The sequence below is a fragment of the Acinetobacter sp. Ac8 genome (genome assembly GCF_055392545.1).
Map to the genome: position 1 here is coordinate 1,696,376 of NZ_AP043689.1, position 14,346 is coordinate 1,710,721.

General features: G+C 40.7%; 12 protein-coding genes. 5 read left to right on the top strand and 7 right to left on the bottom strand.

The window, feature by feature from the left end:
* Positions 1–54: 54 nt before the first annotated feature.
* From feaR to ACZ5QH_RS08015, 4 genes are all read left to right on the top strand, one after another.
* Positions 55–963, top strand: a complete 909-nt coding sequence (gene feaR, locus ACZ5QH_RS08000) for a transcriptional regulator FeaR (protein ID WP_303576544.1) — start codon at positions 55–57, stop codon at positions 961–963.
* A 126-nt stretch (positions 964–1,089) separates the two neighbouring features.
* Positions 1,090–2,691, top strand: coding sequence for a GMC family oxidoreductase (locus tag ACZ5QH_RS08005; protein ID WP_303576554.1), 1,602 nt, complete (start codon positions 1,090–1,092; stop codon positions 2,689–2,691).
* A gap of 66 nt (positions 2,692–2,757) precedes the next feature.
* Positions 2,758–4,248, top strand: a complete 1,491-nt coding sequence (locus ACZ5QH_RS08010) for an aldehyde dehydrogenase family protein (protein WP_303576545.1) — start codon at positions 2,758–2,760, stop codon at positions 4,246–4,248.
* Between the two features lie 103 nt (positions 4,249–4,351).
* Positions 4,352–5,281: a SphA family protein gene (locus tag ACZ5QH_RS08015; RefSeq protein ID WP_303576546.1), complete on the top strand. Its 930-nt coding sequence runs from the start codon at positions 4,352–4,354 to the stop codon at positions 5,279–5,281.
* 68 nt (positions 5,282–5,349) lie between these two features.
* Here ACZ5QH_RS08015 and ACZ5QH_RS08020 read toward each other — a convergent pair whose 3' ends face one another.
* The 7 genes from ACZ5QH_RS08020 to ACZ5QH_RS08050 form a co-directional block, all read right to left on the bottom strand.
* On the bottom strand, positions 5,350–7,839 hold the full coding sequence (locus ACZ5QH_RS08020; RefSeq protein ID WP_303576547.1) for a penicillin acylase family protein: 2,490 nt from the start codon (positions 7,837–7,839) through the stop codon (positions 5,350–5,352).
* Between the two features lie 289 nt (positions 7,840–8,128).
* The gene (gene pcaD / locus ACZ5QH_RS08025) at positions 8,129–8,926 is read right to left on the bottom strand and encodes a 3-oxoadipate enol-lactonase (protein WP_303576548.1); all 798 of its coding nucleotides are present in this window, start codon (positions 8,924–8,926) and stop codon (positions 8,129–8,131) included.
* A gap of 10 nt (positions 8,927–8,936) precedes the next feature.
* Positions 8,937–10,151 (bottom strand): 3-oxoadipyl-CoA thiolase, encoded by a 1,215-nt coding sequence (gene pcaF / locus ACZ5QH_RS08030; protein ID WP_239045980.1) that lies wholly within the window; start codon positions 10,149–10,151, stop codon positions 8,937–8,939.
* A 132-nt stretch (positions 10,152–10,283) separates the two neighbouring features.
* Positions 10,284–10,937, bottom strand: a complete 654-nt coding sequence (locus ACZ5QH_RS08035) for a 3-oxoacid CoA-transferase subunit B (protein ID WP_004721573.1) — start codon at positions 10,935–10,937, stop codon at positions 10,284–10,286.
* A 2-nt stretch (positions 10,938–10,939) separates the two neighbouring features.
* Positions 10,940–11,623 (bottom strand): 3-oxoacid CoA-transferase subunit A, encoded by a 684-nt coding sequence (locus tag ACZ5QH_RS08040; protein ID WP_464016789.1) that lies wholly within the window; start codon positions 11,621–11,623, stop codon positions 10,940–10,942.
* A gap of 137 nt (positions 11,624–11,760) precedes the next feature.
* Positions 11,761–12,051: a muconolactone Delta-isomerase gene (catC, locus tag ACZ5QH_RS08045; protein WP_004820442.1), complete on the bottom strand. Its 291-nt coding sequence runs from the start codon at positions 12,049–12,051 to the stop codon at positions 11,761–11,763.
* 14 nt (positions 12,052–12,065) lie between these two features.
* The gene (locus ACZ5QH_RS08050; protein ID WP_154131035.1) at positions 12,066–13,175 is read right to left on the bottom strand and encodes a muconate/chloromuconate family cycloisomerase; all 1,110 of its coding nucleotides are present in this window, start codon (positions 13,173–13,175) and stop codon (positions 12,066–12,068) included.
* A 118-nt stretch (positions 13,176–13,293) separates the two neighbouring features.
* On the opposite strand from ACZ5QH_RS08050, the gene catM reads away from it, so the two are divergent.
* On the top strand, positions 13,294–14,211 hold the full coding sequence (catM, locus tag ACZ5QH_RS08055) for a cis,cis-muconate-binding transcription regulator CatM (protein ID WP_004721564.1): 918 nt from the start codon (positions 13,294–13,296) through the stop codon (positions 14,209–14,211).
* Positions 14,212–14,346 lie beyond the last annotated feature (135 nt).

The window sequence follows — 14,346 nt, forward strand, 5'->3', positions numbered from 1 at the left end:
AGACAAAGCAAGGCTACTCAAATTATTGAATCGATCTGTCCAAGGGGAATGGATATGAATCAAGCTAAAGAAAATGAAATTGTGCAGTGGAAGCAATCTATTCAAAAGGTCTGTGGTGATTTTGAAACGACCTTTGATAAACAGAATAATTTATTTATTGGTGAAGTAAAGTTCTTCCTATTGGGTGAGACAGAGGTTGCTTTTATAAAAAGTAATGCCAGTCATATTTGCAGAAAAAGTGGTATGCCTGATCGGGTGAAAGATCGTTTCTGTTTTTTGGTGATTCAGTACACAGGCAAGATGCGGATTGTTTATAAAGATCAAAATATTGATTTAAATGAAGGAGAGATTACCTTACTTGATCCTGATGAAACGATTGATATGTATCCACAAGGTTTATTTAGTCATGTTTCAGTGCATTTATCGCGTGAGAAATTATTCAGGCAAGGCATTACAGTTGATCATTTTGGCAAATTAAACACTTCCAATATGAGTGGGCATTTGCTGAAAGGTATGTTGCAAAATCTATCACCTGAAAATATTGAACTTTGGTATGCAAAAGAGGATGGCAATGCTTTTGAAGATGCCTTAATTGCTTTAATCAAACCGACAATTAACTATAAAAATATTGAAATTTCCAGTCATCTCAAAATAAAAGCAGAGCGATTTATTTTTGAACATCTCAATCAGCAAAGTTTAAATGCACAAATGATCGCAAATCACTTAGGGATTTCACTTCGGCATTTACACCGATTATTTGAACATCAACAGCAATCTGTACACAAGTTTATTCAAATGCATCGTATCGAAAAAATTCAGTATGAATTAAAAGATGGCAAAAATAAAAGTCTATCGATTACTGAAATTGCTTTGAAGTGGGGATTTGGTGACAGTGCCCATTTCTCAAAATTATTCCGTAAGATGATCGGGCTTTCACCGAAACAATATCGCTTAAAAGTGTAGTCAATGAATTTTTAGATCTGTTGTCAATGTCACAATTTTGCATAAAGTGAGTCACGTTTAAACAAGAACATCCGCTGTAATCATGGTGAAATCTTATTCAAGGAATTGGATGAGTAGGCAAGCATGATGCAAGCAGAATATGACTATATTATTATTGGGGCAGGGTCAGCAGGCTGTGTGGTCGCAGCACGATTATTACAAGCAAAAGCAGGACGAGTGCTGGTTTTAGAGGCGGGGACGAAGGACAATAGTATGTTCCATACGATCCCAGCAACAGTGATCAAAGTATTTCAACAAAAATCATGGCCGTATATGACGGTTCCACAAAAACATTGTAATCACCGTGAAATGATTCTTGCACAAGGAAAAGTCCTTGGTGGAGGGAGCTCTGTCAATGGCATGGTGTACTGTCGTGGACAACGTCAGGATTATGATCTATGGTCATCTGAATGGGGCTGCAACAATTGGTCTTATCAAAAGGTGCTTCCATTTTTTAAAAAAGCTGAAAAGAATGAAAGTCTTGCAGATGAGTATCACGGACAAGAGGGTATTTTGCCTGTCAGTGAAAATCGTTATCGTCATCCTTTAACACTTGCTTGTATCCAAGCAGGTCAGCAAATGGGGATGAAATATGTCAATGATCTCAATGGATGGGATCAAGCAGGTGTCGGCTTTTATCAAACCACAACACAGCGCGGTGAAAGAGCCAGTACTGCAAAGACCTATTTAAAAGCGGTTGAACATCTTGCAGATCTTACTGTGGTGACCGATGCACTGGTTCATAAAATCGAAACACATGCTGGTCGGGCGACAGGCGTAACCTATAGCATTGCTGGAAAACCCACTGTTACTGTACACGCAAGCAAAGAAATTATTGTCAGTGCTGGTGCAATTGGTAGTCCAAAAGTTTTATTACTCTCAGGTATTGGCCCAAAACAGCATTTAAATGAACTGGGCATTGAATGTATTCAAGACTTACCTGTGGGTGAGAATTTTCATGACCATTTACATATGTCAGTGAATGCAATTGTTACAACCAAGAATAGTTTGCTTGGGGAAGATCAAGGTTTAAAAGCACTACGGCACTTTTTACAATGGCACTTTACCCGTTCTGGTTTATTAACGTCTAATATTTTAGAAGGTGGTGGCTTTATTGATACCAATAACCATGGCCGACCTGATGTACAGTTCCATTTCTTGCCAGTACTGGATAATTTTGATAATACGCCAGGTGAAAAAGCAGTGGCACAAGAACATGGTCTCACCATTAAGGTTGGACATGTACAACCCAAAGCACGAGGCAGTTTACGTTTAAGCAGTAAAGACCCAAATGCTTTGCCAATCATTGATCCAAACTATTTAGGTCATCAAGAAGATATTGATGCCAATATCCGCGCGGTTCAGGCAGGGCTGCGTTTACTACAACAGCCTGCATTAAAATCTATAGTCAAAGATATTATTGAACCAGCAAATATCGATCCCGATGACATTGCTGCGATTGATCTGTGGATGCGTCAAAATATTAAAACGGTCTACCATCCCGCAGGCAGCTGTAAAATGGGCAATTCTTCACAAGACTCCGTTACTGACCAAACCCTTAAAGTGTATGGTTTTCAAAATTTACGCGTGATTGACTGTTCCATTTGCCCACAAGTACCAAGTGGAAATACCAACGCCATTGCCATCATGATTGGTGAGCGAGGTGCTGACTTTATTCTAAATGCATAACTGAATCTCATAGAGATTGCTGAACCTAAATTGCCAAGATTTCTATATAGAACACAGGATAATAAGATGAACCAAGTACAAATTTTAGCGAGTGTCCAAACTTTTTTGCAACGTCAACATGGTCATTTTATTCATGGTCAACATATTGAAGTTGATGATACGCGTACTCGAATTGAGCTGGTTAACCCAGCAACGGAACAGGCTGTTTCAAGTATTGCGATTGGGACTAAACTAGATGTTGAGGCCGCTGTAAACAGTGCGCAAGATGCTTTTCTAAATGTTTGGGCCAATACATCACCTTATGAGCGCGGGCAAAAGCTGAATAAGCTTGCTGATCTGGTTGAACAGCATGCGGAGGAATTAGCACAACTAGAAACCTTGACTACAGGCAAGTTGATTAATCTTTCTCGACACTTAGAAGTTGCTCAGACTGTCGTGTTTTTAAGATATTTTGCTGGTTGGGCCACCAAGATTCATGGTCAAACCATGCAACCTTCTATTCCCTCAGCCAATGGTGAAAAATATACAGCTTATACAGTGCGTCAACCTGTTGGGGTTGTAGCAGGAATCGTGCCGTGGAATTTTTCCTTGATGATCGGATGTTGGAAGATTGGTTCGGCATTGACAACGGGTTGTACAATCGTGCTTAAACCTAGTGAGTTCACAACACTTTCATTATTACGTTTAGCCGAGCTTGCAATAGAAGCGGGTATCCCCGCAGGTGTGATTAATATTGTCACAGGCACAGGAGAAACTGGCCAATATTTAATTGACTCTAAAAAGATTAAAAAAGTCTCGTTTACAGGTTCTGTACCCACAGGAATTGCGATTGGCAAACAAGCGATGAATAACGATTTAACCCGTGTCAGCTTAGAACTAGGCGGAAAAAATGCAGCTGCGATTTTAGCGGATAGTCAAATTGATGAAATTTTACCAACACTGTTACAAGCCAGTTTTGTTCATCAAGGTCAAGTTTGTGCAGCACCAGAACGTTTTTTTGTGCATCGCTCTAAATATGAAGAGTTTATTCAAAAAGCAGCCGTAGCTCTTCAGCAATTTAAAATAGGTTCACCACTGGATGAATCCTCTATGTTTGGTCCACTTTCAAATAAGCCACATTTTGAGAAGGTTAAACATTATCTGGATCTTGCTCATCAAAATAACCAAGTCATTTGTGGTGGTAAAGTCGTTGCAGGAACAGGCTATTTTGTAGAGCCAACTTTATTAACAGTGCGGGGTATTGATGATCCCTTATTTATTGAGGAAACATTTGGACCTGTGGTGGATGTGATTGCTTTTGAAAGTGATGAAGAGTTAATTTCAATGATGAATCATTCTCGTTTTGGTTTAACTGCAAGTATATGGACCAATGATTTGGCGAAAGCTTTGCGGCTCATTCCACAAATTGAAGCAGGCTCAGTCTGGGTGAATATGCACACATTCCTTGATCCTGCCGTTCCTTTTGGTGGTGTCAAAGCATCTGGTCTGGGTCGTGAATTTTCAGACGCATTTATTGAGGATTACACTGAATTAAAGTCAGTGATAATCCGCTATTAAAAATGAACAATATTATTTAAACAGGCAAATCCAGTTAGAAAAAGGTAGCAGCATCAATTGCTACCTGTAGGAGGATTTTGCCTCAACAATAAGGACATTGAAGATGAATAAGAAAATACTGGGTCTTATTTTTATTACGCATACAAGTTTTGCCAGTGATCTGCCAACTGTGAATTTAGGTCTATCGAGTTTTGTAGACGGTGCAGTTCCAGCAGGTAGTGGTTGGTATGCACAAACCTATTTTCAGAATTATCGCGCGGATAGTATTCGCGATACACATGGCAACAAAATCGCACTCCCTCAGTCAGAGATTGATTATCAATCGATTGTTCAGCAAATCAGTTATATGTCAGATATCAAATTGGGCAATGGTAATCTTGGCTTAAATATGGTGATTCCTGTGCTGGCACATGTAGATGTGGACGATGGCCTCAATAATCAAGCCATTAAAGCAAATAGGGGACTGGGCGACATTATTATCGGTCCTTTTATCCAATTTGATCCAGTGATGGGACAAGATGGGCCTAAGTTTTCCCATCGTTTTGAATTTCAAATCAATTTACCTACAGGTGAATATGATCGTAATAAGGATATAAACCCTAGTGCCAATGCGGTGTCACTTGATCCATACTGGGCTGCAACCTATTGGCTGAATCCCAAATGGACGCTTTCAACACGCCTACACTATCTTTATAACTTTAAGAATAATGATCCAAATTATAGTTTTGGGAATGCTGAAGACATAAAGGCTGGGCAAGCGTTACATGCCAATTTTGAAAGTAGTTATGCAGTCACACCACAGCTTCGGTTAGGAATAAATGGATATTGGCTCAATCAAATCACCGATACACAGGTGGATGGTGAAAATATCAAAGGACGACGTGAACAGGTCTGGGCGATCGGTCCAGGGGCGATGTATAGTTTTTCTCCCCATGACCATCTTGTTGCAAATGCCTATTTTGAACAAGATGCAGAAAATCGACCACAAGGAACCAGCATGATTTTCCGGTATGTACATCATTTTCATAAATGATGGATTGAACAAGCTTTAAAATTTAAACAGCCCAATATATCTATATATTGGGCTGTTTCGAGTAAAAATTAATAGGTTAAAGTCATACTTTGTTGTGTCGATTGATCAATTTGCTTTTGGCTTACCGCATCATCCTTACATTGATAATTTTCAAATAATGCGAGCTGGTCGGCGAAGTGTGCATCGGTCTTTCCATTGCGATGAATAAATCCACTTTGACCAGGTGCAAGAATTGAACACATGCTGACTTGATCAGGATTGAGTACCACTCTAAAGGTTGCACTCCCTGTATTTCCATAGGTGCTCAGCTGTTGTTGATGTGCCTGATCAGCCCATGGAATACCCACTGAGTTTTTGTTGGAGAATCCCATTGTTGCAACAGGAATTTTCCAGTCATTGGGTTGGTCTGAATGATATTGTTTTGAAAGCTGAATTAAGGTGTTTTCCAAGGCAGTTAACACCACATCATCTGCTGATTGTCCTTTTAAGAAATCAACGGTTTGAACAACGCTGGCTTGTTTACCTTGCAGCGCATTCCAGATCAGTTTAGATGCATTGGCAGGTTGTGTACTCCGTGGGTCATTATTTACTGGGTAAAGGGTATCTGTGTAACGCGCATAAATATTTTCAGATAGATTTGGTTTAAGCACCAATTCAATCATTTGATTGAGCCATGTACGCATAATGACAGGTGCTGCGCCTTGATAGAATTTAGCTTCACTGTCAGGACGAAGCTTAAAGTCCCAACTCGCCAATATTGGTGCAACTTTCTTTGCCAGAGGTGAGGCGTTCGGGCTTTGCGCAGCTTTGACCATATAGGGGATAAAATAACGCGCATTCAGATCCGACCAAGCGCCCATTTTATTGATATCCCAAATGTCTTGTTGGCTTAATTTTGCTTTACTTTCTAGGGGTTCAATCAGTTCATTGACACGGTCAACATGAGAGAAGTTGGAGGAATCGGAACGTAAATCCGCATAAGCTTTATTGTTCCAACTGCTAATATAGCCTTTTTCAGGGTTATAGGCTTTGGGATTATGTGAGAAATCATAGAAACCCTGCCATTCCATTGAGCCATCACCTTGAGCAGGCAGTTGAATATGCTGGTTTTCAGGGCGGATCGGTAAACGACCCAATGCAGCGACACCAATATTATTTTGGGTATCGGCATAAAACCACGTAATCGAAGCCGCGACACGTTTGGCTTGATCTAGGAATTCTTGCCAGTTGCTCGCTTTTGCTGCATTGGCCCAGCCCAATAAAGTTTCAATCTCTACACCTTCCCAGCTACGTTTTTGTGCATAGGCGGTATGATTTTTTTCATCCCATGTGCTGACAAAGCCTTGTTTACTTTGATACACATCTAAAACGTGGTCTGGCTGATTACGGACTTTAATCTTGATCTGTTGATGTTCAAAGGGAATATAACTGCCTTGATAACGGTACTGTTTTGGATTGCTCGGATTTAAGCTAAGTTGATAGACGTCATTGGTATCAAGCGAACCGACAGTTGAACCCCAAGCAATTTTTCCATTGGTTCCAAATAAAATAGCAGGTAGACCGACAGGGGTAATCCCAGTGAGATTATAGCCAGCACCATGTAACCCAACCGCATAAGTAATTGCAGGCGTGTACCAGCCTTGTTGAGGGCCATTATATAAAACCGTTTGGCCTTCTACCGTTTTATCTCCTTTGACCACCCAAGCATTACTGGCTGTAGGGACGCCATCAACCACACTTTTACCCAATGCTATACGCGCTTGAGCTAAATAGTTTTTGGCTGCTTGGTCTGATATAGGCGCTATACCTTTTAACATGTGTTGCTGATGTGCTGAAACTTGTGGTTTTACTTTAGATTGAATAATTGTGGGAGCACTCGGATCATCTAGCCAACGTAATTGCTGATAAACTTTTAACCCTGTTTCTGGACCTTTTTCTTTTTGTAGTTGAGTCAGTAAATCTAAGTTTGAAACTTCTGAACTGGCTGAAAAAAACCGATTGAGAATTAAGCCGACCCAGACCATTGCGATATCTTCTGGCTGCCATGTTGATGGTTTAAAATCGTAATCAACAAACTCTTTAGGCATCAGCTCTGGATTGGCCAAAACCTCTTGGACACGCTTATTAAAACCAGCAGCATAACCATCGAAAATGGCACGATCTTCAGGAGAAAGTCGGGCAATTTGTTGTTTAATCTGTTCAGGATTAAAACGACTATGGGTTGCAATATCATACTGTAGATAGTCAGGACCGAGCACTTCAGCAACAGTGCCTAAACCTGTACGTTTTGACATTTCCATTTGAAATAAACGATCAGTTGCGACTGCATAAGCATAGCCATAAAAAAGACCATAAGTATCCTTGGCATAGACATGCGGTGTGCCAAAATTGTCACGTTGAATCGTGACCTGTTTTTGCACTGGGTTTGATTCTAAACGAGAGGATGAACTACATCCTGCAAGCAATAAACAACTTAAAACACCTAATTTGATTAAGTGGTGTTTATCGCTCAGTTGATTATTTGAGGGTCTTTTTTTCAATTGAAATATCCTTTTCATTATTGTTGAGAAATAGAGTATTGAGAAAGAAATGTTTTTAGATGTTTTCTAAAAACAGCAGATTTATCGATATGCAGGTCCTGATTAAATAAAATGATTGTTATTTTTATATGTAATTTTCTATTACTTTGTGGGTATATATTTATACTTTTAAATAAATAGACTTAATTTTATCTCATCATTTTATTTTAAATATGCTTTATCAAGTCTTGGTGAAATGCCAAAAAATAAAGGGATATGTTCTATCCCTTTATGCTGCTTCAAAAAATTAAGTGTCAAAGATAAAGTGTCAAAGTTCAGTCGCAAAAATTGCTGAGAGAAATTTTTCAAGTGCAGCATTGAATGCTTCAGGACATTCAATATTTGAAATATGCGATGCTTGAATTTCCACAAGTTGGGATTGCGGAATGTGCTGTTGCATAAATTGCCCATCTGAAACTGTAGTTACAGGGTCTTGCGTCCCTGCAATGACCAAAACTGGTATTGTGATGTCTTTGAGTTGATTGCGGACATCCGCTTTAGCCAAAGCCTCACAACAATTGGCATAACCTATTGCGCTGCCAGCACTTAAGTCGTTACACAGATTATTGACAATTGCAGGATGACTTTGGATAAAGGGATCTGTAAACCAACGTGATGCAGCGGTTGCTGCGATGCTAGTTAAACCTTGTTCTCGGACAAGTTGGGCACGATCTAGCCATGCTTGTTCTTGTCCAATTTTTGCTGCAGTATTACTGATAACAACAGCATTAAATCGTTGTGGATAATGGATGGCTAACCATTGACCTGTTAACCCCCCCATAGAAATGCCACAGAAACTGGCTTTTTCAATATTTAAATGATCCAGTAATCGAATCACATCTTCAGCCAATTGGGGCAAGGTATAAGGACCTAGTGGCGCAGATGAAGAACCATGTCCACGGGTGTCATAGCAAATGACAAAAAAACGTTCTTTAAAATAATTGAACTGCTTTTGCCACATGCCATAGTTGGTCCCTAAGGAATTTGAAAAGACCAGTGCAGGGGAGTTAGGGTTTCCAAAACTTTGATAATTAATTTGTGCATCCGCTGATTGAAAAGTTGGCATTGCTCGTTCCTTAATTTTGATCAACACGTTGGATAATGAGTGCGATACCTTGACCTACCCCAATACACATTGAACATAAGGCATATTCACCCTTGATCTGTTCAAGTTGATTTAAGGCAGTGGTCACCAGTCTGGCACCTGATGCACCCAAAGGATGACCCAAAGCAATTGCACCACCATTGGGATTGACGCGTGCATCATCATCTGCCAAACCTAAATCACGGGTTACAGCCAAAGCTTGGGCAGCAAAAGCTTCATTTAGTTCAATCACATCCATTTGCGCTAAACTAAGATCAGCTTGTTTGAGCAGTTTCTTAATTGCAGGCGCAGGTGCAAAGCCCATAATTCGTGGTTCAACCCCCACCGTGGTTGCTGCAATAATTTTGCCGCGTGGTTTTAATTGGTATTTTTCTACAGCTTCATCTGAGGCGATCAATAATGCCGCTGCACCATCATTAATCCCTGATGCATTACCCGCCGTGACCGTACCATCAGCTTTGACCACGCCTTTAAGTTTTGTCAGTGCTGCTAAAGTGGTTGATGCACGTGGATGTTCATCGGTATCCACAAGCACAGCATCACCTTTACGCTGTGGAATAGTGACAGGCACAATCTCATTTTGGAAAAAGCCTTGAGCTTGTGCTGCCGCAGTACGTTGTTGGCTGTTGAGCGCAAACTGATCTTGATCCGCACGGTTAATATTGAATTGCTCTGCCACGTTTTCAGCAGTTTGTGGCATGCTGTCCACACCATACAATTCTTTGAGTTTTGGGTTGATAAAGCGCCAGCCCATGGTGGTGTCTTCAATCTTTTGACTGCGTCCAAAAGCACTGTCCGACTTACCCATCACATAGGGCGCACGGCTCATGCTTTCTACACCACCGGCAATGATTAAATCTGCTTCATTGGCTTTGATGGCACGAGCTGCCATGGCAATTGCATCCAGTGATGATCCACATAAACGGTTCACAGTGGTTGCTGGCACTTGGTATGGCACACCTGCCAATAATGCTGACATACGCCCGACATTACGATTGTCTTCACCAGCCTGATTGGCACAACCATAAATCACATCATCGACTTGCTGCCAATCTACCGTTGGATTACGTTGTATCAATGCTTGAATTGGAATAGCACCGAGGTCATCTGCACGGACTGGTGCAAGACCACCGGCATAACGACCAAATGGAGTACGGATGGCATCTATGATGTAAGCGTTTTTCATGTTGTTTATATCCTTAAATAATCTCCCTTGCGCTGCTACTACCACAGCTCACCTCTTTGTAAAAGAAGAAGTTCCCCTCTTTCATAAAGAGGGGTTAGGGGAGATTTAATCATTCCGCAAAGGAAGGATTTATTATCCCTGTGTCGCATCAATTAAGTGAGCACCCGTCAAAGCCTGTAATTCTTCAAAGCTCAGACCTGCAACTTTTTCAAGTACTTTTAAGCCATCTGTAGTCACATCAATCACGCATAAGTCGGTATAAATACGATCAACACAATGCTTACCTGTCACGGGATAGCTTAGTTCTTCAACAATCTTAGGTTCACCTTGTTTGGTTACATGATCGGTGGTGATAAACACTTTCTTTGCCCCTACAGCCAAATCCATTGCACCACCCACCGCAGGAATCGCATCTGGCGCACCGGTATGCCAGTTGGCAAGATCACCATTAGCTGCCACTTGGAATGCACCTAATACAGCAATATCCAGATGTCCACCACGCATCATGGCAAAAGAATCACCATGATGGAAAAACGAGCCACCCGTTAGCATGGTGACATATTCTTTGCCTGCATTAATCAGCTCAGGATCTTCTTCACCTTTGGCGGGTGGAGGACCAAAAGCCAATAAACCATTTTCAGAATGTAGAAAGACATCTTTGTCTGTTGGCAGATATTTTGAAATCTTGGTCGGTAAACCAATACCTAAATTGACATAAGCACCATCGGGAATATCTTGGGCAACACGTTCAGCAATTTGGTCACGGCTTAGTTTTTGGTAGCTCATTGTTATTCTCCATTACCATTGGCTGCATTAACTGCAACCACATACTGAACAAAAATCCCTGGGGTAATAATGTGTTCAGGATCGAGCTGACCCAGTTCAACCACCTCTGAAACCTGTGCAATAGTGACATCTGCAGCCATCGCCATAATTGGACCAAAGTTACGTGCTGATTTGTTATAAACCAAGTTGCCCCAACGGTCGCCTTGATGTGCTTTAATCAGTGCAAAGTCTGCTTTAATTGGATATTCAAGCACGTAGTCTTTGCCATCGATATGACGGGTTTCTTTACCATCTGCCAATAAGGTGCCAAAACCTGTTGGGGTAAACACTGCACCTAAACCCATTCCTGCGGCTTGAATACGACACGCGAGATTACCTTGTGGAACCAGTTCCAGTTCGATCTTGCCCGCATGATAGAGTTCATCAAATACCCAAGAGTCAGACTGACGTGGGAAAGAACAAATGATTTTACGAACTGCACCCGATTTAAGCAGTTTAGCCAGACCATAATCGCCATTGCCTGCATTGTTATTGACAATCACCAGATCTTTAACGCCAAGTTCAATCAGCCCATCGATCAGCTCTGCGGGCTGTCCTGCTGTTCCAAAGCCACCAATCATAATGGTTGCACCATCTTTGATGTGGGACAGAACCTCAGTCAACGAGAGCTTACTTTTATCAATCATAAGACGAACCTTTTATCCATGTTTTTAAATTTCTATACATGCCGCATTAGCAAAGATAGACATGTATAGAAACTTAAAAAAACTGTGAGAAAGAACTTATCTCACAGTTATTTGGTCAATGAATTTACACCCGCTGCTTAATGGTCATCTTCTCGAATTGAAGACGGATGACGGTTTAAGGCAGTCACTTCGATATTCATATAAGGATATAAAGGCAATCCCTGTAAAATATTGTGGAGTTCTTCATTGCTCTCTACATCAAAAATACTGGTGTTTGAGTATTGACCTGTAATACGCCAGATATGACGCCATTTCCCTTGACGTTGTAAATCTTGTGAATAAGCCTTTTCAATTGCTTTAATTTCATTGGCTTTTTCGACGGGCATATCGAGGGGGATGTGTACATCCATTCGTACTTGGAAAAGCATGTCAGCTCCTTGAATTATTGACGACGTAGGTTGTCGATTTTGTCTTCATCTAGTTCAATGCCGAGGCCCGGACCAGTTGGAATTTTGAGCTCAAAATTGCCATATTGAAGCGGTGTTTTTAAAATTTCTTCAGTCAGTAGCAGTGGGCCAAATAATTCAGTTCCCGCTGCGAGATTGCTAAATGTAGAGAAGGCATGTGCTGAGGCAATTGTTCCAACAGGACCTTCAAGCATAGTGCCACCATAAAGATCAATACCTGCCAGATTGGCGATTTTGCCGACTTCACATGCTTCAATCAGACCACCAGATTGCGCAACTTTTACCGCAAAAACTGAGGCTGCATTGGTTTTTGCCAAGTTATAAGCACTTTGCGGACCTGTTAACGACTCATCTGCCATGATCGCGATATCAAACTTACGGCTAAGACGTTGCATAGCATCAATATTATGTATTGCACAAGGCTGTTCAATCAGGTCAACGCCACCATCTTGAAGCATTTGAATCCCTTTAATTGCATTCAGTTCAGACCAAGCACGGTTAACGTCTACACGAATTGAGATGTCTGCGCCCAAGGCTTTTTTGATTGCCAATACATGCTCAACATCTTGTTCAACAGGACGTGAGCCGATTTTTAACTTAAAGACATTGTGACGTTTTAACGCAATCATTTTTTCTGCTTCGGCAATGTCTTTTTCGGTATTACCCGATGCCAAAACCCAAAGCACAGGAATACTGTCACGTAAGCGACCGCCTAGAATCTCACTCAGGGGTTGACCTAAACGTTGCGCTTGAATATCTAATAATGCAGTTTGAACAGCACATTTCGCAAAACGATTACCGTTGATATTACGATGGATCACTTGCATTGTTTGGGCAATATTGGCACCAGACAGTGTTTTTAACAATGGCGCAAAATAGGTTTCAATATTGGTTTTTACACTTTCAGGGCTTTCTTCGCCATAACCTAAACCGCCAATTGTGGTCGCTTCACCCCAGCCAATTAAACCATCTTCAGTCGTGATTTTAATCAGGACCAAGGTTTGGGTTTGCATTGTCGCAACGGCCATCTTGTGAGGACGTATCGTTGGAATTTCGATTAACAGCGTTTCTATGGACTTGTACATCGTGGTTATTTCTTAAGTATCAATCTATTTATATACCCTAATTTAATGTAATATCTTTAACTAGGCCGATTTTGGTATTTTTAGATACTTAAAAGGTATATAAAAGGGATTTATAGAGATGGAATTAAGATATCTTCGTTATTTCGTTACAGTGGTCGAAGAGCAGAGTATTACCAAAGCTGCAGAAAAATTATGTATTGCTCAACCGCCATTGAGCCGTCAGATTCAAAAGTTAGAAGAAGAACTCGGTATTCTTTTATTTGAGCGTGGCACACGTCCAGTAAGAACAACTGAAGCAGGACAATTCTTTTACCAACATGCGGTACAAATTTTGACTCATACTGCGCAAGCCACCTCTATGGCGAAGCGTATTAGTTCAATGAATACAATTGTCCGTATTGGTTATGTCAGTTCATTGCTGTATGCGTTATTGCCTCAGGTAATTTATTTATTTCGTCAAAATAACCCTGACATTCAGGTTGAGCTGATTGAACACAGTACCAAAGATCAAATCGAAGCACTCAAACTGGGTAAAATAGATTTAGGCTTTGGTCGTTTAAGAATTAGTGATCCATCGATTAAGCGCATTTTATTGTACAAAGAGAAATTAAAATTAGCCGCGCATAAAAATCATCATTTAACCAGTTATATCGATAAAGGTATTTATTTATCGCAAATTATCAATGAACCTATTTTTTCTTATCCAGCCACACAGAAGCCCAATTTCTCAACCTTGATTCAATCTATTTTTACCGAATTAGGCTTGGTACCGAAAGATATGGTTGAAGTTCGAGAAATCCATATGGCTTTGGGCTTGGTTTCATCTGGGGAGGGGATATGCATTATTCCTGAAAGCGCCAGTGAAATAGGCATGAAAAATCTGGTCTATATTCCGATTTTGGATATAGAGGCCTATAGTCCTATTTCATTAGCCGTGAGAAATATGGATCAAAGTCCTTATTTACCTAAGATTTTAGAATGTATTCGGCAAGTCTTTGAAGAGGAAGGGATTCCACTTCAACTCGATGGGGATTAATCGAGTCTGTGTCTGCGCTGAGATCAAGCTAAAGTCCCCTCATCCTCGCCTTCTCCCAACGGGAGAAGGGACTTTCAATACCAATCTAATTCACTCAATATGATCTTTTTTGATTTATGAATGAGACCTATTGAA